The following is a 26,317-nucleotide window of genomic DNA, read 5'->3' as shown; positions in this document are numbered from 1 at the left end:
AGTCGCCATCGACACGGCTACTGAATACATTTCAGCGTGCATGCGTGAGGCGTGCCGCGAGCAAGCGACTCTTAACAGGAGAAAACAATGAGCGAGATTCCAGCCGAGCTGCGTTATGCCTCCAGCCATGAGTGGGCCAAGGTAGAAGACGGTGTTGCCACGGTGGGCATCAGCGACCACGCCCAAGATGCCATGGGCGATCTGGTCTATGTTGAGCTGCCGGAAGTGGGCCAGGTTGTGGCCGCTGGCGATGAAACCGGGGTAGTGGAATCCGTAAAAGCGGCCTCCGACATCTACAGCCCGGTGTCTGGCGAAATCGTTGAAATCAACGAAGCGCTAGAAGATGAGCCAGAGTTGGTTAATAACGTTCCTTATGAAGGTGGCTGGTTGTTCAAAGTGCAGCTCACCGACGAAGGAGAGCTGGACAGCCTGCTCACCGCCGACCAGTACCAGGCGCAGATCGATAGCGAATAACGGTTCGCCGTTTTCGTTGCTACAAGCCTCAAGCTGTAAGCTAAACCCCGCCCGGTTTTCTTGGCTGCTTGACGCTTGCAGCTAATCCCCGTCGTTTTTAATGATGAGGGATTCAACGCCAACACCAACACCATCAGGTACCTCCATGCCCTATATCCCCCATACCCCCGATGACGTGCGCGCCATGCTCGACGCCATTGGCGCCGATAGCATCGAAGATTTGTTCGATGAAATTCCTTCGCACCTGAAAGCCGCTGGCAAGCTCGATGCTCTGCCTGAAGGGCTGAGCGAAATGGACGTCACTCGGCTGATGAGCGACCGTGCTGCCCAGGATGCAGGCGCGGTCAGTTTCATCGGTGCCGGTGCCTACCAGCACCACGTGCCGGCGGCGGTATGGGAAATTGCTACCCGGGGGGAGTTCTACACCGCTTACACCCCGTATCAGGCGGAGGCGAGCCAGGGCACCCTGCAGGTGATCTACGAATTCCAAACCCTGATGACCCGCCTCACCGGCATGGACGTGAGCAACGCTTCTGTCTACGACGGTGCCTCTGGTTTGGCCGAGGCGGTGTTGATGAGCCTGCGAGCCAACCGCAAGAGCAAGTCCCGCAAGGTGCTGGTGCCCACCGCGGTGAACCCGCGCTACACCAGCGCGACCCAGGCCATCGTGGAAAATCAGGACGTGGCCCTGGAAAGGGTGGGCTTCGATGCCGCTAGCGGGCAGACCCCACTAGATGCACTCAAACCCTATGAAGGTGAAGATTATGCCGCGCTGGTGATTAGCCAGCCCAACTTCTTCGGTTCTCTGGAAGAAGTCGATGCGCTCACCGACTGGGCCCATGCCAACAAAATGTTGGTCATTGGTGTGGTTAACCCCACCTCCCTGGCGCTGCTGACGCCTCCTGGCGAATGGGGCGCAGACGGTGCAGATATCGTTGTGGGTGAAGGCCAGCCGCTGGGTGTGCCGCTATCCTCCGGTGGGCCGTACTTTGGCTTTATGTGCTGTAAACAGAAACACGTTCGGCAAATGCCGGGTCGAATCATCGGCCGCACCGTGGACATGGAAGGCAAACAAGGTTTCACCCTGACATTGCAGGCCCGTGAACAACATATTCGTCGTTCCAAGGCCACCAGTAATATTTGTACCAACCAGGGCTTGGCCATGACCGCGGCGACCATTTACACCTCGCTGCTGGGGCCGGATGGCCTGGGTAATGTGGCGGCTCATTGCCACGCCAACACTCAGGCACTGGCGGACAAGCTCACCGCTATCGATGGCGTTGAGCGAGCCTTCACCGCGCCGACTTTCCACGAAGTGGTACTGACGCTGCCCAAGCCTGCGGATCAGGTGCTGGCGGCGCTGGCCGAGAAAGACGTGCTGGGCGGCGTGAGCCTGGCCGGCGACTATGACATGAATAATGCGATTCTGGTAAATGCTACCGAAGTCCATTCCGAGCAGGATTTGCAGCTGTTCGAACAAGCCCTGAAGGAGGTGCTGGCATGAGCGAGACACAACTGATTTTCCAACTGTCTCATCCAGGTCGTAGCGCCACCTCCCAAGCGCCCAAGGCGCTGGCGGAAGACAAGCTGTCCGCGATTCCAGCGCACCTGCGTCGCAAGGAAAAGCCGGGCCTGCCGGAAGTGTCCGAAATGCAGGTGGTACGTCACTACACCAACCTGTCCAGCAAGAACTTCGCCATCGACAAGCAATTCTATCCGCTGGGTTCGTGCACCATGAAGTACAACCCCCGTGGCGCCAACCGTGCCGCCATGCTACCGGGTTTTTTGAATCGTCACCCGCTGGCACCGGAAAGCCACAGCCAGGGTTTCCTTAGCTGCATGTTCGAACTGCAGAACTTCCTGAAAGAAGTCACCGGCATGAAAGGGGTGTCCCTGGCGCCCATGGCCGGCGCTCAGGGTGAGTTTGCCGGCGTCGCCATGATCCGTGCCTACCACGATGCCCGTGGTGATGATCAACGTACCGAGATCCTGATCCCGAATGCGGCCCACGGCACCAACCCGGCCACCGCCGTCATGTGTGGCTACAAGGTCCGTGAAGTTCCTGTTGGCGAAGATGGTGACGTGGACCTGGAAGCACTGAAAGCTGCTTGCGGCCCACAGACCGCTGGCTTGATGATGACCAACCCGTCTACTTGTGGCGTGTTCGAACGGCAGGTTGAAGACATCGCCAAAGCCGTGCACGAAGCCGGCGGCTTGCTGTATTACGATGGCGCAAACCTGAACGCCATCCTCGGCAAGGTGCGCCCCGGAGACATGGGCTTCGACGTTATTCACATGAACCTGCACAAAACCTTCGCCACCCCCCACGGTGGTGGTGGCCCCGGTGCCGGCCCGGTCGGTGTCTCCGAACGCTTGTTGCCTTACCTGCCCACCCCCATGGCCGGCCAGCGCGATGACGGCAGCTATCACTGGGTCGACACCGACTCGCTGGACACCAGCATCGGCCACTTGAGTGCCTTTATGGGTAACGCCGGTGTATTGCTGCGCGCTTATTTCTACGCCCGTTCCCTGGGCCGCGAAGGCATGATCCGCGTGGGCGAGTTTTCCACATTGGCGGCCAACTACCTGCTCAAGCGTCTGGAAGCGGTAGGTTGTACTGCTGCCTACCCGGATCGTCGTGCCAGCCATGAGTTCATCCTCACCTTCGCAAAAGAAGCGAAGGAGCTGGGCGTCACCGCCATGGATATCGCCAAGCGTCTGCTGGACTACAACCAGCACGCGCCCACCACCTACTTCCCGCTGCTGGTGCCGGAGTGCTTCCTCATCGAGCCCACCGAAACCGAAAGCAAAGAAGCGCTGGACGAGTTCGTGGATGCCATGGCCGCGATCCTGGAAGAAGCGCGCAACGAACCGGACATGGTGAAAGAAGCGCCCTTCACCCAGCCGGTACGTCGTCTGGATGATGTCAAAGCCGCTCGTGAGCTGGACTTGGCCTGGAGCGAATAAGAGACGCAGCACGCTTCATATAACACGCTTGAAGCGATCAAAACCCGGCGAAAGCCGGGTTTTTTTATGGGTGAAAATAAGTTGAAACCTCGACATCGCAGGGCGGATGCTAAAAACAAATTTCGACGCTGAAAGCCCATGCCTACCTTGCTACCCCCTATCCAGCGGACTAATCACCCCAGACCGCCCCGGTTCATCACATGCAGATACCGTTCGGTGGTCGACACATCGCTGTGGCCCAGCAACTCCTGCACCGTGCGGATGTCATAGCCGCTCTCCAGTAGCCTTACGGCTTGTCAGGAATGGAAACCGGAATATCTGTGGTTCTATTGCTCATAGGGTTCTCCTTTCCCATAGCTGGCTGGGGCTATGGAAACCCGCGTTCAACAGAAAAGAACGCAAATGCGTGTAGGAGATATCTCAAAATTCGCTAAGCCGTTGATCTTTGTCTCGAGTTGCGACTTAAATGTGCATGGAGTCCCCGGAAATAGGCCGCTCGTTCGAGTTTTGTCAGATGCGAAAGGCTCTCGCTTCCTGGGTAAGTTACTAAATTTTATGGGTTTATCGGAATTATATACGATGGCCTTTTAAGAAATATGTCGAAAAAAGATATGTCGAATCGTTCGACTGAATACGCTGTTATGCATTAAAGAGGAAGCATGGAAAGTAAACAAAAAATGGTAATAAGTTGGATTTTATTTTGGACTTTTTTGGTGGTGTTCGTCCTCTTCTGCTTAGGCACTTTAGCAATGTTGTTTCTGGGTTTTGGAGAGGTTCAAGAAACTGAGAGGCCTACGCTGATAAATATTCTTATTGGTGAAATTTCCGTTGGCTTGTTAACCTTATTTTATTCGGTATTTAATCTAAAAAAAAGCGCTGAAAATACAACTGTCGACAACGATGAGTTAAATCGTTTAAAAGCCCTGATGGTTTCAAAGGACAATGAAATTTCAAGCTTAAAGTCAAAGCTAGAAAAAGAAAAAAGTAGAAACTGTCAATACTCTACATTAAGCGAATATAGGGATACTATTAAGGGGCTCTGTTCGCCCTTAACTGACACAAAACTAGAAGACCTGATTAAAAAGCTTGGGCTAGATAATGACAATATGAGCCAAGAACGTCAGAAAGTGTTTGCAGAAATTGGCTTGATGAAAGAGCAGGGAATTCTGGTAAATCATAACCCTCTCGATCCTGATGCGGTTCGCCTAGCAAAAAATGCATAACAAGGCGCTGCTACGGAAAGTTTGCTCGCTGTGACTCGAAAATTTCCGCAGAGCGCGGCGTTATGTGCAAATAGTGAAAGGAGAATAAATTGAGTTCTGATGATCGTGAGCGCACATTGGCTGATGTAGAAAAGACATTCTACGAGGCAATGAGTAAGAACACAGTATTTTCATCCTTAAATCGTTCTGCATCTGCTCTTGAAAAGCTTGCCGATAATACTGAGGCTTTAACTGCGGAGCTTAAGAATGCCAATGAATCTTCTACTAAATTAACCAAAAGCCTAAATTGGTTAACTTTTGCTGCTGTTGCAATCGCGGCTGGCGCATTGGCTCTGGAAGTATATAAACTATGCGCTGCCAGCTAGCACATAACAAACCGCTTAAATACGTTCCGGCCACAAAAGGCGTGGCCTCCACCGGACTCGCTAACGCTCGCCGTTTAGCGGGGCGTTAGCCTTCCGGTCTAATATTTCATATGGATCGTGGTGTGGAGTATGTCGCGTACTTGACCCAGAGCGAGCTAGGCAGGCACGGCACGGCACGGCATCAGACCAGTACGAATCGGCCGAAACAATGCACGGACAACGCGCATACGGAGCCCTTCTTCCATACGCTAAAGACGGAATTGGTTCATCTGCGTAAGTTTGAGAATGATGTTGAAGCGGTGGCCGCGATTGTTGAGTTTGTCGATTTTTATAATCGGGAGCGGTTTCACTCTGGGATTGGGTACCAAAGTCCGGCAAGCTATGTGCGGGCGTTAGGCTAAATGAAGGGTAAGCATGAATATTGAATTATATACTTTCTTTCTCGTTACAACGGTGATGCTTATTTTGGTTCCTGGGCCAGCGGCTATAACGGTGGCGAAACAGGCTGCATCCCATAATTCAAAATTAACTTTTTTAAGTGTTCTTGGCGTAGCAAGCGCAGATGTATTATTTTTTATATTGTCGGCAACAGGCATCGCATCGCTAATAATAGCGTCCAGTTTGGTATTTTCTATCATTAAGTGGTTTGGTATTGCTTATCTTCTTTTCCTGGGTATTTCGGCAATTTTTAGCAAAGCAGGGCCAGTTAACGTTGATGTTCAATTAACCACAATGAATCCTGCGAAAGCTTTTTCAAATGGTCTCGTCATTCAATTAGCTAACCCAAAAGCGTTAATGTATTTTTCAGCCCTATTGCCGCAGTTTGTGGACCCTAAAGAGCCTGTCATTTTACAAATGGTTCTTATGGGGCTCACCTGTTTTATTGCTGATTTAGTGGTTTACAGTCTGTTTGGCCGCATGGGGGCACAATTAGCAAGAAAACGAGTAAAGTCTTGGGTTATAAACCTTATCAATAAAGCAGCGGGTACGGCATTGATTGCCACCGGAATAAAAATGGTAACGTTGGGAAGTACAAAATAGCCGCCATCAAACATTTTCGCGTGAGCCGGGAGTGATGCTTCAGGAGACGTTAAGTGCCATATAGGATGAACGAAAAACAGTTCGACGCCGTCTTGGCGCTTGATGGCTTCGATAGATACGATTACTTCGTTAGCAAGAGCAAGGTCGCCGACTGGGAGCTGCTATGGGGTGTCAAAAGCGATGACGGCTGGCTCGTTCCTGTTGCTTCAGAAGAATTTGACTACTTTCCATTGTGGCCACACCCTGAATACGCGCAGAAAATCGTAGATGAAAACTTCCCTGGCCACCGAGCCACTGAAATCAGTCTCGAAGAGCTACTCGAGCATTGGTTGCCACTATTCGAAAAAAGCCAAGCCAAAGTGGCGGTATTTCCTGACAGAGAATGGACATTTTGGTGTATCGAGCCACAGTCTTTGAAAGAAGAGCTGTTAAATGAAATGGCACGATACCTGTAAAAATAACGAGCAAAGGCCGCACGCGCCCTGGGGGCTTTACCTTGCTACGCTAGGTGGTTTCTGCAGTGTTATGTGTATGAGGCCGGAAGCCCAAAATGTGAAGGGTTGGATCTGTTAGCAGGCAGGAGGTGGCCACATTATTTTTAATGTATGGGTTGCCGTATGGGTTGCTGAGAGTGCTTTTATTTCTTATCTGCGGTTGGGGAAATAAAGGCTATATCCCTATCCCTTGGGTAGGCGCGATAAACTGCTCCTTGAATACTGCCCGGCTGTGCTACTTCAAAGCCCGTGTAGAGTTACACGCCAAACCTCACCGGCTGTTTTTAGCAGCCGGTGAGGTGATTTGTCGCTTTGCCAAATGATCAGGCGGTAGCGGGGCGGTAATGAGGAAGCCGGTCGGCGAACTCTTGAAGTGCATCAATGCCGGATTGGCGGGCGTCATGGCACCACTTTTCTAGTGCTTCTACCATTTCCGTGGAGCTACGGCTGGTCTGTGACCAGATGTCTTGCAGGCGCAAACGGAATTGGTAAATAGCTTCTAGCGTCTCGTTATTTTCCGTGAGCTTTTTGAGGCGTAGCTCTTGATTCGGTTTGATTAGGGTCAAATCCTGATGCAGTAAGGCTTTGGCGCGGGCGTAAAATTCACGGGTGGCGTCACAGGCGCGGGCTTGTTCCTGCTTGAAAACGGGGGTAATCACGGCTTTGCGGTAATGCCGCATAACTTGGAAGCGGTGCTGCATGACGCCGCGTAGGGCGTCCACGTCGATTCCGCGAGCGTTTTTTGCCAGGGTGGGTTTAGGTGCCACTTTCTTCACCTTGGCTAGGCCCACTATTTCGAACAGGCGAATCCAAGCCCAGCCGGCATCGAATTCGAAACGACGCACAGATAACTTGGCGGAGTTTGGATAGGTGTGATGATTGTTATGCAGCTCTTCGCCGCCAATCAGAATGCCCCAAGGCGAAATGTTGCGTGATGCATCGGCGCATTCGAAGTTCCGGTAACCCCAGTAGTGCCCTAGGCCATTGATGATGCCGGCGGCGAACAGTGGAATCCAGATCATTTGTACGGCCCATACGGTAATGCCGATGACGCCAAACAATAGCAGATCAATAACGGCCATTAAGGTAATGCCGGCCATGGGGAACCGAGAATAGACGTTGCGTTCGACCCAATCATCAGGGCAGCCGGCGCCGTATTTTTTCAGGGTTTCTTTATTTTCTGCTTCTTCGCGGTACAGTTCTGCCCCTTCGCTTAGTACCTTGCGGATGCCTTTAACTACCGGGCTGTGGGGGTCTTCTTCAGTCTCGCACTTAGCGTGGTGTTTGCGGTGGATGGCGGTCCACTCTAGGGTGTTCTGGGCGGTGGTGAGCCACAGCCAGAAACGGAAAAAATGTTTGAGCACCGGGTGCATGTCCAGCGCGCGGTGCGCGGAATAGCGGTGCAGGTACACGGTGACACTGACAATGGTCACGTGGGTCATGGCCAAGGTGATTAGCACCAAGGCGCCGAGGCTCGGAGCCAGTAGGCCCTCACTCAAATAATTCAGCATAGATGTCGCACAATAAAAAGATAGAGCCTCTATTGTGCCCTACCGGTGATGGCAGATAGAAGACACGAAGCAGGTCAAATTCGGACTTTACGGTCAATCAGGGGCCCAAAGGGGGCGATGGGCTGATGGCTGGGCGGCCCGCTAGGCGTCGCGCTGTAACAACAGGTGCCCTTGCGGGTTTACCGTCGCGGTCCAGCCCGTTTCCAGCCAGGTGGTGCCCACTGCTTCGTAAATCAGGGCCGGGCCGGTGAGGCGTTGACCTACACCCAGTGTTTCGCGGCTGAACACGGCCACCGCGGTGCGGATACCCGGCAGCGTCGCTTGGCGTTCGGGGTTGGCGGTTTGAGTGTGGCCGTCGGGCAGCGTGGGCGGGGTAGCCAAAGCCTGGCTTTGAATGCGTAGGTTAACCTGCTGTACTGGTAGCCCTAACCGGTGGCCAAAACGTTGCTGGTGAGCCGCATGGAAGCGGCTTACCCGGTCTGCCGGTTCTTCGTGCCAATCAATTTGTAGCACTGAGGACTGGCCTTGATAGCACATATCTACAAATACCCGGTGCTGGATGCGGTCTGCGCTAACGCCTTCCGCGATAAGTTCATTTGAGCCTTGCTGTTGCAGCTGGACGATGAGTGCACGCAGGGAGTCTTCGTCGGCGGATTCTGGCAGCGCCTGCAATATTTCCCGTTTACGGGGGGCATATACCAGCCCTTCGGCAGACAGCACGCCGGCCCGCTGCGGGACAATGGCCCGTGGCATGCCCAGGTTGTCGGCCAGCGCACAGACGTGCAGTCCCCCGGCGCCGCCAAAGCTCATTAGCGCGAAGTCAGCGGGATCGAAGCCCTTCTGGATGGAGATCACCCGCAGGGCTTGGGTCATGTGTTCGTTGGCTAGCGCCAGTACTCCTTCAGCGGTTTGCTGACGTGTCAGGTTGAGGGCTACGGCTAACCGGTCCATGGCCTGCTCAGCGCAAGCCACATCCAGCGTTAGTGAGCCCCCCAGGGCGAAGTCTGGTTGCAGCCGGCCCAGTACTACATTGGCATCGGTTACTGTGACGTGTTGGCCGCCGTTGCCGTAGCACGCGGGGCCGGGATCGGCGCCGGCTGAGTGTGGCCCCACGTGCAGTAGCCCAGCCTCATCCACATAGGCTAGCGAGCCACCTCCGGCACCGATGGTGTGCATGTCTACCATGGGCACGGCCACGGGATAAGGACCGATGCGGCCCTGCTGGGTTAGGCGGATATCCCCGTCGAGCAAGGCAACATCAGTGGAGGTGCCGCCCATGTCGAAAGTCATCAAGTGTGGCTGCTGCAGTTGTTGCCCTAGCCGCTGAGCGGCGGCCAGCCCACCGGCGGGCCCAGACAATAGGAGATTGACGGCTTGGTTCGCGGCTTGTTGGGAAGCAATGGTGCCACCGTGGGATTGCATGATGGCCAATGGAGCGGGGCTGGTGGCCTGCTGTAGGCGTTGCAGGTAATCCGCCACTCGCGGCGCGAGCCAAGCATTTAGCCAGGTGGCCATGCCCCGTTCGTATTCGCCTCGAGTAGGTAAGATTTGGTGCGAGGGGCTCACTGCAAAGCCGGCACTGAGCAGAGCCTGGCTGAGCCGCTGTTCGTGCTCCGGGTTCAGGTAGCTGAACAGCAGGCACAGGGCGATGGACTCCGGAGCGATTTCACGGACCGCCGCCAGTATGATGGCAATATCGTTATCGGTGAGCGCGGTAACGGTGTTACCAGCAGCATCGAGCCGTGCCGGGCAGCCCAGGGTGGGCACCTGGCTCACCGCCGAGGCGTTACTCGCCGGGGTAAGATTATAGAGCTCTGGACGGTTTTGGCGGCCAATGCGGAGGATGTCCTCCAGCCCGTTATTGGTAATCAATAAGGTGCGAGCGCCCTTGCCTTCGAGGGCGGCGTTGGTGGCCACGGTGGTGCCGTGCACAATGGCCAGTTGCCCACTGGCCATTGCATCACTCAGGCCCAGCTCCTGAATGCCTTGCAGGATGGCTTGTTCCGGGGACGCGGGCGTGGACAGCACCTTGTGGATGCGTGGTTCGCCATCGCCTAGCAGAACAAAGTCAGTAAAGGTGCCGCCGGTATCGACGCCGAGCCAGTAAGAGACGGACATAGTAGTGGGCAGTTATCTGTTGAACGGTGACAGCGAAAGACAAAAAAACTGGCAGCAAGGTAACATAGCTAGCGCCAGCGCGCTCTTCGGGACCGCGCAATGAGTTTTTAGCTGTTCAATTGTCCATTATCAATCACGAACTGACTTTCCTATGCCTGAATTACCTGAAGTGGAAACCACCCTGCGTGGCATTCGCCCGCATTTACAGGGGCGGATTTTGAAATCGGTAACGGTGCGCGAACCGCGGTTGCGCTGGCCGGTGAGTGAGGCGATTTATGCGCTGCGTGACTGCCCGGTGGTGGCGTTGCGTCGGCGGGCCAAATATCTGCTGATTGAGCTGGAGCATGGGCAGCTGCTCATTCATCTGGGGATGTCCGGCACTTTGCGGGTGGTGGATATGGACCTGCCATTACGCAAGCACGACCATGTGGATTTGTTGCTCGATAGTGGCAAGGTGCTGCGTTTTAACGACCCGCGCCGCTTTGGCTCTGTGTTGTTCCAGGGCGGTGACCAGCCGCACAGCCTGCTGCAGTCGCTGGGGCCGGAACCGCTCAGCGATAGTTTTAATGGCCAGTGGTTGTTTGCTCGCTCTCGTGGCCGAAAGGTGGCAGTGAAAAGCTTTATTATGGATAACGCCACGGTGGTGGGAGTGGGCAATATTTACGCTCAGGAAAGCCTCTTTATGGCGGGTATCCACCCCTCCCGGGCGGCGGGCCGCATTTCCCTGGCGCGTTATCAGGCACTGGCAGAGGCAATTAAGCGGGTGCTGGCCCAGGCGATTGAGGCGGGCGGCACCACGCTGAAGGATTTCACCCGGGCGGATGGTCAGCCAGGGTATTTTGCTCAGTCCCTCAATGTGTATGGCCGTGCGGGCCAGCCTTGCGTGCAATGCGACGCCATATTGAAGGCGGATCGTCATGGCCAGCGGAGCACGGCTTATTGCCCACAATGCCAGCGGTGAAGGGGAAGGAAATCGATTACCGGATGGGACAGCAAGTGGTGTGGGCGGGAAATGCGTTGCGACGGGGTTGATCAGGCTTTGCTTTTTTGCACTATTGCTGGCCTAAGAACAAGGGTGTAGATTGTGATGCAATTGTCGGAATATTAAAGGCTTAGCTGAAACAATGTCAGCGATACTTTAACTTGAAACGGTGATTTCAGGTTCAACTATAAAAAAACAAGAGGGACCCACCATGAAGCGAGCAAAGCGCCCGGTTGCGGCATCTGTACTCGCCTCCGCCATGCTGTTTGCTGCCATGGTGCCTATTACGGCACAGGCGGCGGAATCTAAGCTGGATCGTCCGGGAGAGATAGCAATGATCGGCGATGCGATTTTTGCGCGTCCGTTGCTGTTGGCTTCCACGGTGGTGGGCGCGGGCCTGTACGTGGTTACGCTGCCGTTCAGCCTGCTGGGGGGGAACCCAGGGGAGGCGGCGGAAGTGCTGGTGATGAACCCTGGAAAGAATACTTTCGTCCGTTGTTTGGGCTGTACGCCGGCTCAGCACGAAAGCCTGAAAGCGGAAAAAGAGATGCGCAACAACGCCAAGCAGGAGCAGGGCGCGGTGGCCAACGCTCAGTAGTTTCCTGCCCATTGCCGATGTTCGTATCGCGAAAGGCTAAGGCCTGGGCTATGCTAGAGCCTTAAGCTAGTGCCTTAAAGCAAAAGCCCCGTAGCACGGGGCTTTTTTGTGGCTGATGGGCCCGTTGTTGTTTGGGCTCAGGCGCTGCCAAGTGTCAGGCTGCTGCCTTTTTCCCTACATACGTCAGCGAACAGGTAGTCGCAGAGGTAAGCCACTTTGCTGTTTAGTGCGGCGTCGTCAAAGGGCTGGTCGTCAAGTGGCTGCCACTGCATGGCACTGAGGTGCAGCTGGACGTTACGCAATAGTAGACGGTGTGGGTCTTTAAGGTCGTACATATCCAGGATGCCGTCGGCGTGGATCAGGGTATGCATGCCCATGGACATGGACCACTGGCCGATGCTGAACGTGAGCGGATCTTGGCCGTGGTCTTCCAGTTCGTTGCTGGCAATGGCATCACGAACGACCTGCTCTACCATTCTGCCGATGGGCTGGGTGGCGGCCAGGAACTGTTCGCGGCGGCTAGCTGACGACGCCAACCAGACCACTTCTGTCATGATGTATTGTTCGAGCCGGAAATGTTCGGGGTAATGCTGAGCAAACAGTGAGTACGCTACGGCAAACCCCATCATTTTATCGCGGTTGGAAAGGTCGGAATGGGCAACTTTCTCGAAGTAGGCCCGTCGCGTGGTGGTTAGCTCGGTGCAGACGGCAATGAGCAGATCTTCTTTGGACGCGAAGTGATGGTAAAGCGTGCCGGTGGCAAAATTACAGCTGCGGGCAATGGCCGCCATCTGTACCCCCAGCAGGCCTTTATCGCACAGCTGTTGCCGGGTTGCTTCAATAAAAAGCTGTTCTCTTTCTGCCAGCGCTTGTTCGCGCCCGCTGCGTGCTTTTGTCATAGTCATTGTCTTGTGTTATCCCACCATTCAGTTTGAATAGCCTTGCTATAGGGTTCAAGCGCTTTTCTCAGCGTACAGGCAGGCGCGCTGTTTATAAAAGCACAGCGGCTAACTTTTCCAGCAATCCGTTTAGGTGGCGTAAGCCATTATCGGTACAGGCCAGCCGTTGGTCTGTGAGGGTCAGCAATCCCTGCTGTTCGAATGGCGTTAATTGGTGCCGCCACTGTGCAACAGGCTCTCCGGTCGCGTCTTCCAGTGTTTGCCAGCAGAGGCCATGGGTTAAGCGTAGGCCATTGAGCAGGGCTTCGAACAGACGGTCTTCGCGGGCAATGGGCTGGTGCTGGCGGCGAGCATGGGCCGCGTCTGCCAGGTAGTCTTCGGGTTTTCGGGTTTTCTGGTAGCGATGCACGTCACCCTGGGCGGCGGCAGTGATTTTGCCGTGGGCGCCGGCCCCGATGCCGAGATAGTCACCGAACTGCCAGTAATTGAGGTTATGTCGGCAGGGGCGCCCAGGTTGCGCGAAGGCGGAGATTTCATAACGCAGGTAGCCGTGCTCTGCCAGTAAGGCGAAGCCTGCCTGCTCGGTGTCAGCCATGGTGTCGCTGTCTGGTTGAACCGGTGGCGAGCGGTAGAAAACGGTGTTGGGCTCGATGGTGAGTTCGTACCAGCTTAGGTGAGTGGGCTGCAGTGCGATGGCCTGTTGTAGGTCGTCTAGGGCCTGTGCATGGGTCTGGCCGGGCAGCGCATGCATGATATCCAGATTGAAATTGTCGAAGCCGGCCTCCCGCGCTTGGTGAGCGGCGTTAATGGCGGCGCTGGCATTGTGGATGCGCCCCAATGCTTGCAAATGGGCATTGTTGAAGCTCTGGGCACCGATGGATAGGCGGTTGATGCCTGCCTCACGAAAGCCTTGGAAGCGGCCATTTTCCAGGGTGCCGGGGTTGGCCTCGAGGGTGATTTCCACGTTTGGGTGCAGGGCCAGCCTTTGCCGAATGCCGTGGAAAAGCTGCTGGTAAAAATCAGCGGATAGAAGGCTTGGTGTGCCCCCGCCGATGAACACGGTTTCTACCGTGCGCTCGCCGATCAGGGGCAGGTCCTGTTCTAGGTCGGTGAGCAGGGCTTGCAGGTAGGCCGCCTCAGGAATCTCGCCGCGCTCATGGGAGTTAAAGTCGCAATAGGGGCATTTGCGCACACACCAAGGGGTGTGGATGTAGAGTGAGAGGGGCGGGTTTTTGAGGGGCATAAAAAGCAGGCGGCCAGAGAATGAGTAGGCCATGTTAGCAATTAAATGGATAATGGCGCGCGGCTAAGTGATAACGAAACGAGACTATCGTATTCGTGCTGTTAATCATGCTCCATTTTTTAGTGATCGATGGGATTTTATTGTGCATATTTGGGTCGATGCAGACGCTTGTCCACGCCCGGTGAAAGAGGTGTTATTTCGCGCTGCGCAACGAGCGCAAATTCCTTGCACGCTGGTGGCTAACCAGCATATAGCGGTACCGCGTACGCCGTTAATCCGCTCTATTCAGGTCGGGCAGGGTTTTGATGTGGCGGATAACGAAATCGTGCAGCGCTGTGAGCCGGGGGATTTGGTAGTCACGCAGGATATTCCACTGGCGGCCGAAGTTGTGGAAAAGGGTGCAGAGGCGGTAACGCCCCGAGGTCACTGGTTGGATAAGGATACTGTGCGTGAGCGCCTGAATATGCGTGATTTCATGGAGGAAATGCGGTCCGCTGGGATGCAAACCGGTGGCCCGGCAAGCTATTCAAACCAGGACAAGGGGCGCTTTGCCAATGCGCTGGACCGCTGGTTAGCCAGGGCGCAGAAGTAACCCATTATCCGAGCTGAGATCACCGCCGCTGTCGCCCACACCTTTTCCGGTCCTGCATAACGTTTGCTAGCATGGGCCTGAATGAGCCCGGAGAACGCTAACGGCTCGCGGTATTTACTCTTTCAGCGCCTTGATTAAGGTGGCCATAGCTTTGCCCCGGTGGCTGATGGCGTTTTTCTCATCCGCGGGTAATTGTGCGGCGGTGCAGCCTTTTTCTTCCACGAAAAAGTGTGGATCATAGCCAAAGCCTTGGTCACCTTGGGGCTCCAGCACAATGCGTCCGTTCCAGCTACCTTGGCAGATTAGTGGGGTGGCGTCGTCTTCGTGGCGCATCAGAACAAGCAGTGCCACGTAGCGGGCCTGGCGCGCGTCTTCTGGGATTTCCGCTAGCATTTCTACCAGCAGAGCATTGTTCTTGGCGTCAGTGGCACCGACCCCAGAAAAGCGTGCTGAAAAAATGCCAGGGCTACCGTTCAGGGCGCTGACCTCCAGTCCGGAATCATCGGCGATGGCGGGTAGCCCGGTGTGCTTGCAGGCATTGCGAGCTTTGATAATGGCGTTTTCCACAAAGGTACTGCCGGTTTCATCGGCTTCCGGTACGCAAAATTCACTCTGGGCAACGACTTCAATGTTGAGTGGTGCCAATAGGCGCTGCATTTCAGCGAGTTTTTTTGCGTTGCCGGAGGCGAGAACGAGTTTTTCCATTGGGGGTTCCTGACGTCGGTTAGGTGCGTGCTACAAGCGGCAATATGAGAAGCGTTGTATTAAACGCTTCAACTCTTCGTCGCGCCGGCGAGTAGCAAAAATCAAATATTCTGAAGGTTACGAGAACCCGACTTTTCCCCGTCCAGCGTGTATCGCTTTATCCCTTCACCCGGTAAATGGCGATTTCGCCGAACAGGTTGGGCCACCATTTGCTGAGCACGCTGGTGCGGTGATTACGGTTAATGACCTGGCGTTCAAGGATCCGAATGCCTTGTTTTCGGCAGTGGGTTTCAAAATCCCGCACGGTGCACAGGTGGATGTTCGGGGTGTTGTACCACTCGTGGGGCAGCGCGGATGATACGGGCATGCGCCCTTTCAGGCCCAGGTAAGCGCGGACCTTCCAGTGGCCGAAGTTGGGGAAGGTGATAATGGCTTCGCGGCCAACGCGGATCATTTCGTTGAGAATTTGGTCCGGGCGTAGAACCGCTTGCAACGCCTGGGTCATGATCACGTAATCGAAACGGTGATTCTGGAAGTTACCCAAGCCGCTGTCGAGATCCTGCTCTAGAACATTGACGCCTTTTTCAAAGCAGGCCGCCAAGTTGTCTTGGTTGATTTCCAGGCCGTAGCCGGCGGTTTTTTTGTGTGTTTTCAAATGCGCTAGCAGAGTGCCGTCGCCGCAGCCTAGATCCAGCAGGGTGGCATTGTGCGGGATCCAGTCGCTGATTAGTTGAAGGTCATCACGCATGGGGGGCGGCCTCTACAGCTTGCGATTTATTCTCTGTCTCGTTGGCAACCCTGTGCATGTAGGCACCGAACAGCTTTATGTACTCGGGAATATCCAGCAAAAAGGCGTCGTGGCCCTTGGGCGTATCGATCTCGGCGTAGCTCACATTACGACCGGCGTGGACTAAGCCGTTGACGATTTCTCGGCTGCGCTCTGGGGCAAAACGCCAGTCGGAGGTGAATGACATCACCAGAAAATTACAGGTGGGCTTGCTTAAAGCCTGCTCCAGCGAATGGTCGAATTCCCGAGCTGGATCGAAATAATCCAATGCTTTGGTCATCAGCAAGTAGGTGTTGGCGTCGAAGTTGCGAGAAAAGACTTCGCCCTGATGGCGCAAGTAGGATTCGACCTGAAATTCCACGTCGAAGCCGAAATGGAAGCGCCCGGCGCGCAGGTCGCGGCCGAACTTCATGCGCATGGCGTCGTCACTCAGGTAGGTGATGTGGCCTACCATACGCGCCAGAATCAGCCCTTGCCGAGGGTAGGTATCGTGCAGGTAATAACGCCCACCGTAGAAATTCGGGTCGGTCAGAATGGATTGTCGCGCCACTTCGTTGAAGGCAATGTTTTGGGCCGACAATTTGGGCGCGGCGGCGATCACTACCGCATGGCTGAGCCGTTCTGGGTAATCGATGGACCACTGCAGCGCCTGCATGCCGCCCATGCTGCCGCCAATCACTGCCGCCCAGCGTTGAATGCCTAGCACATCGGCGAGGCGGGCCTGGCTGTTCACCCAGTCTTTCACTGTCATCATGGGAAAATCGGGGCCCCAGGGCTGGCCGCTTTCCGGGTTGATGGAGGCGGGGCCGGTGGAGCCGTGGCAGCCGCCAAGGTTATTCAGGCTGACGACGAAGAAGCGGTTGGTATCGATGACTTTACCGGGGCCGATACAGGTATCCCACCAGCCCGGGCGCTTGTCGTCTGCCCGATGATAGCCCGCCGCGTGATGATGGCCGGACAAGGCATGGCAGATCAGCACTGCGTTGGATGCGTCGCTGTTGAGGGTGCCATAGGTTTCGTAAATCAGGTCATAGGTGGGCAGCGTGCGCCCACACTCCAGCTCCAACGGGGTGTCGAAGTGATGCACCTGTGGCTCGACCAACCCTACGGAGTCGGCGGCGGTGTGGGGCAAGGCGTCCGGATTCTGTGGCGACATGATGACTCGCTAGCAAGAGATGTCGCAAAGTCTAAAGCCAGCCCGGTGGACGCGCAATCAAAGCACGGCAGTTGTCATGGTATCCTGCTGATCAAACACACTATTTTTAGGTTAATCGCGGATTAGGGTGGAAACAATGGTCATGCCTTCCGCCCCGCAATAAAGGTTTTAGATTATTCACTGAACAGAGGGGGAGGGGCGGCGTATGGCTAAGGGGTCGTTAGCGGACAGGCTGTATGAAAAAGTAGCCAATGATGAAGATGCTCGCACCTGTAGCGATATCAGCGAGGACGCTTGCCGGGAGGTGCCAGGCAATTTCTTCCGCATTATCTTCGCCAATACGCTGACTAAGGTCGGCGACTTGCTGATCAATCCGAAAACCGTGTTGGCCTGGTTAATCAGCGCTGTCGGGGCGCCGGGGGCCCTGGCCGGGTTGCTGGTGCCCATTCGCGAATCTGGCTCGCTGATTCCCCAGTTATTGATAGGGGCGCTGGTGCGTCGCTATCCGGTACGCAAGGGGTTTTGGGTGCTGGGTTCGGCACTGCAGGGGTTGTCCGTGTTGGGGATGGCGCTGGTGGTCTGGTTGCTAGAAGGCTTGGCCGCTGGGCTGGGTATTGTCGGGCTGCTGGTCGTCTTTAGTGTCAGTCGGGGGTTCTGCTCCGTGGCCATGAAGGACGTGCAGGGCAAGTGTGTTCCTAAATCTCGCCGTGGCCGGCTTACTGGGCTGTCGGCCACTCTCTCTGGGGCGCTTACCTTCGCGTTGACGCTGCTAGTGTTCAGCAACGATAGCGACCCGTCCATGCTGTTTTACACCGCATTGCTGGCTGGTGCAGGTGTCGCCTGGCTGGCAGCAGCGCTAGTGTTCCTGCGTGTGGATGAATACCCCGGTGCCAGCGAGGGTGGCAGCAATGCCCTGCGGGAGGCGTGGAGCAGTTTGTCACTGTTGAAAACCGATGTGCCGTTTCGGCGTTTCGTGGTGACCCGCGCGTTGCTGATGGCGTCTTCTCTAGCGTCGCCGTTTCTGGTGTTGTTGGCAAAGCAACAGTCTAGCTTGGGTTTGCTGTTGGGTAGCTTTGTGCTGGCTTCGAGCCTAGCCAGTGCTGTGAGTGCCACGGTGTGGGGCTATATGGCAGATAGCTCCAGCCGAACGGTGATGATCCGTGGCGGGGCGCTTGCGGCGCTGGTTTGCATGGTCGCGGGCGGCGTGTCGGTGTCTGGGGTTGAGGTGGACGGTGTGCACTGGTTGTATCCTGTTGCGTTCTTTGTTCTGGCCATCGCTCATGCTGGCGTGCGCATCGGCCGCAAGACTTACATGGTGGACATGGCGGGGGGGACTAAGCGTACGGATTATACTGCGGTGAGTAATTCGGTGATTGGCGTTTTGTTGCTGGTGGTTGGCGGTATCAGCGCGGCGGTGGCTCTGCTGGGGAATGATTGGGCCTTGTTGGTGCTGGGGGGAATGGGGGTGATGGGGGTGGTTTCAGGCGCTTTGCTTAAGGATGTGTAATTAGTCTCTTAAGGTTTAGTTGGTGTCTTTACGCATAAGAAAAAATAATTAGGATTGAGGTCTGTTTATCCATTGGGGAGAACGTGTAAATGAAAAAATATTTAGCGGTTATGGCGTTAGGTTTGCTGGCGAGTTCGGCGTGGGGGGAGGCTAAACCGTCGGGTTTTATGCTTGGTGCTGGTGTGTCGTTCGATACAAGTAATTTTGCAGATGAGATTGAAGATCAACTGGACAGGACGGGGCCAGGTTACAGTGTTGACGATGACGGAGCAGCAACAGGGAAGGACATTTACCTGGGTTATGCCTTTGGCGGGGCGTCTTCATTGAGGCTGGGTTACAAATGGTTTGGTAGTCAAGAAGGTGAGGTCCACCAGTATGGCGTCAAGACCGGTGAATACGAAGTCGATGCCGATGGTATGTATATGGCCGCAGATTTATTGTTTCCGCTGAGCGAGACGTTTTTTCTGGGTGGTACTTTGGGTATCCAGAATTGGGATGGTGAGGTGACAGCAAGAAACCCGTTGTCTTCTATGAAGTCGTCATCGGATGGCCGGGACTTTTTCTATGGCGTGCGAGCCAAATTCCTTTTCAATGAAAAGCGAGGCGGTGTCGTGATCGGCTATAACCGATATAGCTTTGAAGATGAGAACGGTGATGATCTGGAATACGATAGCTTGCAGATTGGCTTGGAAGGCTATTTCTACTAAGGGTGAATAAAGAAAAACCGCAGCCTTAGCTGCGGTTTTTTATGACCGTGTTTAAGCTGAATGCGTTTCTGTTAAGCCCTTTTCTCGAATAATAAATCCCACACCCCATGGCCCAATTTTTCGCCGCGGCGTTCAAACTTGGTTTCCGGGCGCCAGCTGGGCCGGGGAGAAAATGCGCTTGGGCCTGCCAAGTTGCTAAACCCTGCGGCCGCATCCATCACTTCCATCATGTGCTCTGCATAATTTTCCCAGTCCGTGGCCATGTGCAGAATGCCTCCTGGCTGAAGTTTGCGCTGCACCAAAGCCACCCAAGCGGGCTGAACGATTCGGCGCTTGTGGTGCTTTTTTTTGTGCCAAGGATCGGGGAAATACAGTTGAACCCGCGCCAAGCTGTTGTCGGGGATGCACAGCTCAAGAATCTCTACCGCATCGTCACAGTAGCTGCGCAGGTTGCTTAGGCCCTGTTGCTCAATCTCCATAAGCAGCGCGCCTACGCCGGGGCGATGCACTTCAATACCGATAAAGTCCTTATCGGGATCGGCGGCAGCCATTTGCGCCAGCGATTGGCCCATGCCGTATCCGATTTCGAGAACCCGGGGGGCGTCGCGACCGAAAACGCTTTCGGGGTTGAGCATGCCTTGGTCGCGCTCCAGCCCAAAGCGGGGCCACAGGGTGTCCAAAGCATTGCGTTGTCCGGCGGTCAGGCGGCCTTCGCGCAGCACAAAGCTGCGCACTTTACGCATGACTTTCCCCGTTTCCGGATCTTTATCGTGGTTGATGAAATCGAGCATGGTGCCGAGTTACCGTATGAGAGGCGAAAGTAATCAAGGGCGGATTATAACCGTCCATTGAAAAAAAGGGCGACAGCGGGGCCACAGGGTGTGGCCTTCACGTTGTCTTGATCGGTGATTTGTAAAGATAACGCTATATGTGAACGCAACTCTGCCCTTATGTGCACGAGCATCGATGATTTCCCCCCTTGGCGACAACTCCCTCCAGAGTGGCGCCGTTTTTTTGTCTGTCGAAAGGCTTAGCGGCTCAGACCATCCAGTGGCGATGAGGCAGAGGCATAGGCCTTGCGAGGCATGCGCCCGGCCAGAAAAGCTTCGCGGCCAGCTTCAATGGCTTTCTTCATGGCGGAAGCCATTAGTACCGGCTTTTGTGCATGGGCCACGGCAGAGTTGAGTAGCACCCCATCGCAACCCATTTCCATGGCCAGTGCGGCATCGGAAGCGGTGCCGACGCCGGCATCGACAATGATGGGCACGTTGGCTTCTTCCATGATGAGCTTGATGTTGTGAGGGTTAAGGATGCCAAGCCCGGAGCCGATTAATGAGCCCAGCGGCATTACTGCCACACACCCCATATCTTCCAGCTCTTTCGCCACGATGGGGTCGTCGTTGGTGTAGACCATGACGTTGAAGCCGTCGTCGATCAGTTCGCGGGCGGCGTGCAAGGTATGGGTGATGTTCGGGTACAGAGTTTTCTGATCGCCGAGTACCTCCAATTTGACCAAGCTATGGCCATCAAGCAGCTCCCGAGCCAGTTTGCAGCAACGCACGGCATCTTCGGCGGAGAAGCAGCCGGCGGTGTTAGGCAAAATGGTGTATTTGTCGGGGCTGACGAAATCGAGCAGATTGGGTTCGTCTGCGTTTTGGCCAATATTGGTGCGGCGAATGGCGACGGTAACGATTTCCGCGCCGCTGATTTCGATGGATTCGCGGGTTTCGTCAAAGTCTTTGTACTTGCCGGTGCCGATCAGCAGGCGGGAGGAGTAGGTTTTTCCGGCAATGGTAAGCAGATCGGACATGGGGGCCTCTTAGGGTATTAACGTCTTTTATCAGGTTTTTCCGGCAGCCTTGGAACCTGCACAGGAACTCAGGGGGCGCCTGGACCTATTGGCTAAGGCGATGCCTGCACCGTAAATGTTTTTTGGTGCTATCCGCCGCCGATGGCGTGGACGATTTCCACCACGTCATCCTCGTTCAGAGCAAAATCGCTGTGCTGGCTTTTAGGGATGATTTCCCGGTTCACTTCCACGGCCAATCGGCGGCCAGTCAGTTCCAGTTGGCTCACCAAATCAGCAATGGTATTGCCATTTAGTGTGAGGGTATCGCCATTTACAGTGAGCTTCATGATCTTTATCAAACGTGTTTGAAAAGGGACCAGGCGAGCATTAGCCAGCCAATGATTAAGGCCGTGCCGCCTAATGGGGTAATGGCGCCAAGCCATTGCTGCCCGCTTAGCACCAGCACATACAGGCTACCACTGAATACCAGCATGCCGGCAAATAGCACCCAACCGGCGGTGACCATGCTGGGCGCGCCAAATGCCTTGGCGAGCAGGCCGGTCAATAGCAAGGCTAGGGCATGATAAAAATGGTATTCACTGGCGGTGGCCCACGTGGCCAGCATGGACTCGTCTACGCGGGATTTCAGCCCATGGGCCCCGAAGGCGCCGAGCATGACGGCAAGGGCGCTGTTGAGCGCGCCAAGGACAAGCAGGATTTTCATTCAGCGCTCCACAGTGGCTGCCGGGGGGAATGCATTGTACCGGAATTATTTTGCCCTCGAGCGACAGGCTGCCGCTTGGGCCTACAAAAAAGCCCCTCGGGAGGGGCTTTTTTGTATTCTCTGTTGCGTGCCGCGTGAGACACCTGGCATTACGCTGCGATGGCGTTACGCAGCTTTTTGATGGCGTTGTTTTCCAGTTGGCGAATCCGCTCGGCGGAAACACTGTACTCATCGGCCAGCTCTTGCAGCGTGGATTTCTGGTCGGCCAGCCAGCGGCGCTCCAGAATGTCGCGGCTACGTTCGTCCAGCGCCATTAGAGCAGAGCTCAATTGACGGCTCTCCCGCTGCTGTTGATCCTGTTCGGCGAGCAGGTCAGCAGGGTCGCTGTTATCGCTGTGCAGATAAGCGGCGGGAGACACTACGGTGCTGTCATCATCATCATTGGTGGGGCCGTCGAAACTGGCATCGTAAGCGCCCAAACGCCCTTCCATTTCTTTGACCTGTGCGGCAGTAACGCCCAAATCATCGGCCACGCGCTGGGCCTCTTCCAACGTCAGGCGGCCCAAGCGTTTTTTCTGGCCGCGCAGGTTAAAGAACAATTTGCGCTGAGCCTTGGTGGTCGCCACTTTCACGATGCGCCAGTTCTTGATCACATATTCGTGAATTTCTGCTTTGATCCAGTGTACGGCAAAGCTCACTAGCCGCACGCCCTTGGTGGGGTCAAAGCGTTTTACGGCTTTCATCAGGCCTACGTTGCCTTCCTGAACCAGGTCACCTAATGGCAGGCCGTAACCGGTGTAGCTGCGGGCAATGTGTGCCACAAAGCGTAGGTGGGACAGAACCAAGCTACGCGCAGCGTCCAAGTCCTGATCGTAATACAGGCGTTCGCCCAAGCGTTGCTCTTCTTCTGCGCTGAGTACCGGCACGGCGTTAACGGCTCGCATGTAGGCGTCCAGGTCATGGCCTGGTACGGCTAGTGTGAGCGCCTGTGCTTGAGTTGTTGGGTTGGTCATGCGCAATGTCTCCTTGTGAAGACTCTCTATGTATCAATTGAGAGCTGATATTAGCACTCCAATTAATAGAGTGCTAATAGGCCAAAAAGTTCCTTTTCATCAATATAGTCGATGGGTTTCAGCATAACGAGAGAGTGTGAATCACTGGTGAATATGGGGTTTAGAGCCTGCTGCCGCTGAGAGGTTCCTTGGATGGCGCTTTTTAAGGGCATTTGCCCAGTGACGTCTTCCTGGCTTTCTATGCTCTTGGCTGAATCGAGTCTATGCGGCTCGGGCGCGGGGGCGCTGACATCGTCTGTGGGTATATCGGGTCAGCGCCTTGTCGCGTGCAGCTTGTTGGTGTGGTTGCTCAGAAGTTAGGTTCGATATCGCCCAAATGGCGGCTCACTGCGAGCCAGGCGCCGAGAAGCCCTAACGCGCCACTAAACAGGGGGAGGATGATCAGGCTGGATAAGGTCATGGAGGTTAGTGATTGCTCGCTACTATACAGGGAGAGCAGTTCGTCAATAGGGCCGCCGAGCCACCACATGGCGCCCTGTATCAGGACGACTGACATGAGGCCGCCGGCAAAGCCGAAACAGAAGCCGGTATAAAGGAATGGGCGGCGCACGAAACCATCGGTGCCGCCGACAATCTTCACCACCACGATTTCTTCTCGCCGGCTTTCAATGGCTAGGCGGATGGTGTTCACCATGACCAGAACCACTGCGGCGGCCAACGCTAGGGTGAGGACGGAAATCAGCCGCTGACCCAATTCGATTAAGGCGTGCAGGCGGCGAACCCACTCTACGTCAAGCTGTACCAGGTCCACGTCGTCGGCTTTGGCTAAGCGGTTTTCCAAAGCGCGTAGGGTGACCGGGTCGGTGCTGTCCGGGAAGACCACAATCAATGGCGGCAAAGGGTTGTCTGGTAACGCTTCCAGCACATCTCCAAAGCCAGACAGGGCTTTAAATTCCTCAAGCGCTTGGGCCCGAGTAATCACTTCAGTGCGGGTGATGTGCCCGGTGCCTTGCCATTCTTTGGCGAGTTCTCGCTGGCGGGCCTCACTGGTATCCATGTTGAGAAAGACAGACAGGTGCGCGTTGCCATCCCAGCCGCGAGTGATGGCGCGGGCATTGTCGAGCAGTACCGCTAGGCCGGCGGGTAAGGCCAGAGCGATGGCGATGACGAGAATGGTCATGGCGCTGCTGGCCCGGGCCGCGTTGAGGCGTTGTAAGGCGTCGCGCAAGGAATCCTGGTGGTGTTGGCGCCAGCTGGTGAAGCGATCTTTCAATGAGGCTTGGGCGCTATGGGCGCCGGCTACCCGGCGCGGCCGTTCTGGTTTGCGGCGGTGGGGCTTAACCGGTGTGGCGTTGCGGTTTACCCTGTTGCGTTTGCCTCGGTTTGAATTATTAGGCGCCATGGGCCGCTCCAGGTTCGTCGCCGTCGTGGATCAGGCGACCCTCACGCAGGGTCAGCAAACGGTGGTTATAGCGGGCGATCAGGCTCAGGTCGTGGGTGGCGATCAGCACGGCCACGCCAACCCGAGCGAAGTCTTTGAACAGGTCCATGATTTCTTCAGAAAGGGCTGGATCCAAGTTGCCGGTGGGTTCATCGGCGAGTAAGAGCGGGGGCTTGTTCACCACGGCCCGGGCAATGCCCACCCGTTGTTGTTCGCCGCCGGAAAGCATAATCGGATTGAGCTTTTCTTTGTCCAGCAGGCCCACCTTGTCCAGCGCGGCACGCACCCGTTTGCCAATGTCGGCGCGAGCATAACCCGCGATCACCAGTGGCAGGGCCACGTTATCGAATACGCTCCGGTCAAACAGCAGTTGGTGATTTTGATGAACCATGCCAATTTTGCGGCGCAGCAGGGGAATTTGTCGATTGCTGAAGCCATTTAGGTTCTGGTTATCGATCAATACCTGCCCTTGGGTCGGGCGCTCGATCATCATGATCAGCTTTAACAGGGTGGACTTACCCGCCCCGGAATGACCGGTGAGAAATGTCAGCTGCCCGGCGGGGAGGGTGAAATCGACCTTGCTGAGGGCATCTTTCCCGTTCGGGTAGCGTTTGCTGACCCGGTCAAACTGAATCATTGAAGTCCTTAAGCCGCTACAAGCCCAAGCTTCAAGTGCGGCTTGCTGCTTGTCGCTTGAGTCTGATTTTAACCCGTAACATCTTCAAATAAGGCCTGAACGAACTCTTCCGCGTGGAAGGGGCGCAGGTCTTCCAATTGTTCCCCAACGCCGATAAAGCGAATCGGCAAGCCTGTGCGTTTGGCCAAGGCAAACAGGATACCGCCTTTGGCGGTGCCGTCGAGCTTGGTGAGTGCTAACCCGGTCACGCCCGCAGCATCACGGAACTGTTCAGCTTGGTTGATGGCATTTTGGCCGGTGCCCGCATCCAGTACCAGCAATACCTCGTGGGGTGCGTCCGGGATCAGCTTCTTCATTACCCGGGTAACTTTGGTGAGTTCGTCCATCAGGTTGCCACGGGTGTGCAAGCGACCGGCGGTATCGGCGATCAAGATGTCGGCGCCGCGAGACTGTGCCGCCTGTACCGCGTCATACACCACCGAGGCAGAATCGGCACCGGTATGTTGGGCCACCACGGGAATATCGTTGCGCTCGCCCCATACTTGCAGTTGCTCTACGGCGGCGGCCCGGAAGGTATCGCCAGCAGCCAGCATCACGCTCTTGCCTTCGGCTTTGAAGCGGCAGGCCAGTTTGCCGATGGTGGTGGTCTTGCCGACCCCATTCACGCCGACCATCAGGATAACGTAGGGCTTTTTGCTGCTGTCGATCTGCATGGGCTGGTCCACCGGGACCAGCAGCTTGCGCAGTTCATTTTGCAGGGATTCGTAGAGTGCGTCGGCGTCCACCAGCTCTTCGCGGCTCACCTGGTCAGTGAGGGCCTGGACGATCACATCGGTGGCTTCCACGCCTACATCCGCCACCAGCAGCTGGGTTTCGATTTCTTCAAAGATTTCGTCGTCGATCTCTTTGGCGCCCACCAGCAAGTCCGCTAGGCCTTTGCCCAGCCCCTTGCGGGTCTTGCTCATGCCCTGCTTCATGCGGGTCCAGAAGTTGCCCTCGTCGTCGTTTACCTCGGGGCTGGCTTCGTCGGCAGGGGCTGCTGCTGTGGCAGCAGGTGCCGGCTCAGGTGTGGCCGCGGCCGGCTGAGAGGCTGACTCAGCAGGCTCGGGGGCAGGGTCTGCCTCAGGTTCGGCAGGTGTTGCGGGCAGCTCGTCGGCGTCCACGCCGGTAAACATGCGCTTCCAGAAACCGGTTTTCTTTTCTTCCGGCTTTTCGTTTGGCTGTGGCCGCTTGTCGTCGTCGGGGGAAACTTCGTTGCTCATGATCAGTCATATCCAATCAAGAAGGGTGATCCTTCTTTTGCAATGAGGCTGCAAGAGCAGGGTGATAACCCGGTATGCTATG

28 protein-coding genes and 1 pseudogene are annotated in these 26,317 nt (G+C 55.7%); 13 read left to right on the top strand and 16 right to left on the bottom strand.

Going from position 1 to position 26,317, the window contains the following annotated elements; genetic code table 11:
• The first annotated feature begins 87 nt into the window (after window positions 1-87).
• The 3 genes from gcvH to gcvPB all read left to right on the top strand — a co-directional run bounded on the left by gcvH (window position 88) and on the right by gcvPB (window position 3,441).
• Entirely contained in the window at window positions 88-474 is a 387-nt protein-coding gene (gcvH, locus tag ABO_RS13250) for a glycine cleavage system protein GcvH (protein ID WP_011589864.1), read from the top strand.
• Between the two features lie 145 nt (window positions 475-619).
• Window positions 620-1,978, top strand: a complete 1,359-nt coding sequence (gene gcvPA, locus ABO_RS13245) for an aminomethyl-transferring glycine dehydrogenase subunit GcvPA (RefSeq protein ID WP_011589863.1) — start codon at window positions 620-622, stop codon at window positions 1,976-1,978.
• Entirely contained in the window at window positions 1,975-3,441 is a 1,467-nt protein-coding gene (gene gcvPB, locus ABO_RS13240; protein ID WP_011589862.1) for an aminomethyl-transferring glycine dehydrogenase subunit GcvPB, read from the top strand. The genes gcvPA and gcvPB overlap by 4 nt, the downstream gene beginning before the upstream one ends.
• Before the next feature lie 173 nt (window positions 3,442-3,614).
• On the opposite strand, the pseudogene ABO_RS14325 reads toward gcvPB, so the two are convergent.
• Window positions 3,615-3,734, bottom strand: a pseudogene (locus tag ABO_RS14325) (tyrosine-type recombinase/integrase); the annotation flags it as partial.
• 366 nt (window positions 3,735-4,100) lie between these two features.
• Here ABO_RS14325 and ABO_RS14145 point away from each other — a divergent pair.
• From ABO_RS14145 to ABO_RS13215, 5 genes are all read left to right on the top strand, one after another.
• Entirely contained in the window at window positions 4,101-4,664 is a 564-nt protein-coding gene (locus ABO_RS14145; protein WP_011589861.1) for a hypothetical protein, read from the top strand.
• Window positions 4,665-4,753: 89 nt separating this feature from the next.
• A complete protein-coding gene (locus tag ABO_RS13230) occupies window positions 4,754-5,029 on the top strand; it encodes a hypothetical protein (RefSeq protein WP_011589860.1) in 276 nt (91 codons plus the stop codon).
• Between the two features lie 110 nt (window positions 5,030-5,139).
• Window positions 5,140-5,430: an integrase core domain-containing protein gene (locus ABO_RS14715; RefSeq protein ID WP_011589859.1), complete on the top strand. Its 291-nt coding sequence runs from the start codon at window positions 5,140-5,142 to the stop codon at window positions 5,428-5,430.
• Between the two features lie 13 nt (window positions 5,431-5,443).
• Window positions 5,444-6,070 (top strand): LysE family translocator, encoded by a 627-nt coding sequence (locus ABO_RS13220; protein WP_011589858.1) that lies wholly within the window; start codon window positions 5,444-5,446, stop codon window positions 6,068-6,070.
• 53 nt (window positions 6,071-6,123) lie between these two features.
• Window positions 6,124-6,525 (top strand): DUF2750 domain-containing protein, encoded by a 402-nt coding sequence (locus ABO_RS13215; protein ID WP_011589857.1) that lies wholly within the window; start codon window positions 6,124-6,126, stop codon window positions 6,523-6,525.
• Window positions 6,526-6,887: 362 nt separating this feature from the next.
• Here ABO_RS13215 and ABO_RS13205 read toward each other — a convergent pair whose 3' ends face one another.
• Both ABO_RS13205 and ABO_RS13200 read right to left on the bottom strand, forming a co-directional pair.
• Complete coding sequence (locus ABO_RS13205) at window positions 6,888-8,075, bottom strand: DesA family fatty acid desaturase (protein ID WP_011589856.1); 1,188 nt, start codon at window positions 8,073-8,075, stop codon at window positions 6,888-6,890.
• Window positions 8,076-8,216: 141 nt separating this feature from the next.
• Window positions 8,217-10,193, bottom strand: coding sequence for a hydantoinase/oxoprolinase family protein (locus tag ABO_RS13200; protein ID WP_011589855.1), 1,977 nt, complete (start codon window positions 10,191-10,193; stop codon window positions 8,217-8,219).
• Window positions 10,194-10,344: 151 nt separating this feature from the next.
• Between ABO_RS13200 and mutM the strand changes: the two genes are divergently transcribed.
• A complete protein-coding gene (mutM, locus tag ABO_RS13195) occupies window positions 10,345-11,154 on the top strand; it encodes a bifunctional DNA-formamidopyrimidine glycosylase/DNA-(apurinic or apyrimidinic site) lyase (RefSeq protein WP_011589854.1) in 810 nt (269 codons plus the stop codon).
• 232 nt (window positions 11,155-11,386) lie between these two features.
• Window positions 11,387-11,773 (top strand): hypothetical protein, encoded by a 387-nt coding sequence (locus tag ABO_RS13190; protein WP_035459973.1) that lies wholly within the window; start codon window positions 11,387-11,389, stop codon window positions 11,771-11,773.
• A gap of 137 nt (window positions 11,774-11,910) precedes the next feature.
• Here ABO_RS13190 and ABO_RS13185 read toward each other — a convergent pair whose 3' ends face one another.
• Together ABO_RS13185 and hemW are read right to left on the bottom strand one after the other, a co-directional pair.
• Window positions 11,911-12,672, bottom strand: coding sequence for a TetR/AcrR family transcriptional regulator (locus tag ABO_RS13185; protein WP_158319822.1), 762 nt, complete (start codon window positions 12,670-12,672; stop codon window positions 11,911-11,913).
• Between the two features lie 91 nt (window positions 12,673-12,763).
• A complete protein-coding gene (gene hemW / locus ABO_RS13180; RefSeq protein ID WP_041705624.1) occupies window positions 12,764-13,915 on the bottom strand; it encodes a radical SAM family heme chaperone HemW in 1,152 nt (383 codons plus the stop codon).
• A 139-nt stretch (window positions 13,916-14,054) separates the two neighbouring features.
• Between hemW and ABO_RS13175 the strand changes: the two genes are divergently transcribed.
• Window positions 14,055-14,507 carry a YaiI/YqxD family protein gene (locus tag ABO_RS13175; RefSeq protein WP_332370060.1) on the top strand — a complete coding sequence of 151 codons (453 nt, stop codon included), beginning with the start codon at window positions 14,055-14,057 and terminating at the stop codon, window positions 14,505-14,507.
• Between the two features lie 114 nt (window positions 14,508-14,621).
• On the opposite strand, the gene rdgB is transcribed toward ABO_RS13175, so the two are convergent.
• From rdgB to ABO_RS13160, 3 genes are all read right to left on the bottom strand, one after another.
• Complete coding sequence (gene rdgB, locus ABO_RS13170; protein ID WP_011589849.1) at window positions 14,622-15,212, bottom strand: RdgB/HAM1 family non-canonical purine NTP pyrophosphatase; 591 nt, start codon at window positions 15,210-15,212, stop codon at window positions 14,622-14,624.
• A 157-nt stretch (window positions 15,213-15,369) separates the two neighbouring features.
• A complete protein-coding gene (gene metW, locus ABO_RS13165; RefSeq protein WP_011589848.1) occupies window positions 15,370-15,960 on the bottom strand; it encodes a methionine biosynthesis protein MetW in 591 nt (196 codons plus the stop codon).
• Window positions 15,953-17,155 carry a homoserine O-succinyltransferase MetX gene (locus tag ABO_RS13160; RefSeq protein ID WP_011589847.1) on the bottom strand — a complete coding sequence of 401 codons (1,203 nt, stop codon included), beginning with the start codon at window positions 17,153-17,155 and terminating at the stop codon, window positions 15,953-15,955. The genes metW and ABO_RS13160 overlap by 8 nt, the downstream gene beginning before the upstream one ends.
• Window positions 17,156-17,360: 205 nt before the next feature.
• Between ABO_RS13160 and ABO_RS13155 the strand changes: the two genes are divergently transcribed.
• Together ABO_RS13155 and ABO_RS13150 are read left to right on the top strand one after the other, a co-directional pair.
• Entirely contained in the window at window positions 17,361-18,662 is a 1,302-nt protein-coding gene (locus tag ABO_RS13155; RefSeq protein WP_011589846.1) for an MFS transporter, read from the top strand.
• An 89-nt stretch (window positions 18,663-18,751) separates the two neighbouring features.
• Complete coding sequence (locus ABO_RS13150) at window positions 18,752-19,369, top strand: outer membrane beta-barrel protein (protein WP_011589845.1); 618 nt, start codon at window positions 18,752-18,754, stop codon at window positions 19,367-19,369.
• A gap of 71 nt (window positions 19,370-19,440) precedes the next feature.
• On the opposite strand, the gene trmB is transcribed toward ABO_RS13150, so the two are convergent.
• The 8 genes from trmB to ftsY form a co-directional block, all read right to left on the bottom strand.
• Window positions 19,441-20,160: a tRNA (guanosine(46)-N7)-methyltransferase TrmB gene (trmB, locus tag ABO_RS13145; RefSeq protein WP_011589844.1), complete on the bottom strand. Its 720-nt coding sequence runs from the start codon at window positions 20,158-20,160 to the stop codon at window positions 19,441-19,443.
• Window positions 20,161-20,399: 239 nt separating this feature from the next.
• Window positions 20,400-21,179: a thiazole synthase gene (locus ABO_RS13140; protein WP_011589843.1), complete on the bottom strand. Its 780-nt coding sequence runs from the start codon at window positions 21,177-21,179 to the stop codon at window positions 20,400-20,402.
• Between the two features lie 128 nt (window positions 21,180-21,307).
• The gene (gene thiS, locus ABO_RS13135) at window positions 21,308-21,505 is read right to left on the bottom strand and encodes a sulfur carrier protein ThiS (RefSeq protein ID WP_011589842.1); all 198 of its coding nucleotides are present in this window, start codon (window positions 21,503-21,505) and stop codon (window positions 21,308-21,310) included.
• 8 nt (window positions 21,506-21,513) lie between these two features.
• A complete protein-coding gene (locus tag ABO_RS13130) occupies window positions 21,514-21,882 on the bottom strand; it encodes a DUF423 domain-containing protein (protein ID WP_035459983.1) in 369 nt (122 codons plus the stop codon).
• Window positions 21,883-22,031: 149 nt separating this feature from the next.
• Window positions 22,032-22,895, bottom strand: coding sequence for an RNA polymerase sigma factor RpoH (gene rpoH, locus ABO_RS13125; protein WP_041705132.1), 864 nt, complete (start codon window positions 22,893-22,895; stop codon window positions 22,032-22,034).
• Window positions 22,896-23,244: 349 nt separating this feature from the next.
• Window positions 23,245-24,297, bottom strand: coding sequence for a permease-like cell division protein FtsX (gene ftsX / locus ABO_RS13120; RefSeq protein WP_011589839.1), 1,053 nt, complete (start codon window positions 24,295-24,297; stop codon window positions 23,245-23,247).
• Complete coding sequence (gene ftsE, locus ABO_RS13115) at window positions 24,287-24,973, bottom strand: cell division ATP-binding protein FtsE (protein WP_011589838.1); 687 nt, start codon at window positions 24,971-24,973, stop codon at window positions 24,287-24,289. Before ftsE ends, ftsX begins: the two co-directional genes overlap by 11 nt.
• Window positions 24,974-25,041: 68 nt before the next feature.
• Window positions 25,042-26,235 carry a signal recognition particle-docking protein FtsY gene (ftsY, locus tag ABO_RS13110; RefSeq protein WP_011589837.1) on the bottom strand — a complete coding sequence of 398 codons (1,194 nt, stop codon included), beginning with the start codon at window positions 26,233-26,235 and terminating at the stop codon, window positions 25,042-25,044.
• Window positions 26,236-26,317 lie beyond the last annotated feature (82 nt).

The sequence above is a fragment of the Alcanivorax borkumensis SK2 genome, from assembly GCF_000009365.1.
In the GTDB taxonomy this organism is placed as follows: Bacteria; Pseudomonadota; Gammaproteobacteria; order Pseudomonadales; family Alcanivoracaceae; genus Alcanivorax; species Alcanivorax borkumensis.
Note: the sequence above shows the minus strand (reverse complement) of the source record. Positions and strands in the feature narration are given on the sequence as shown.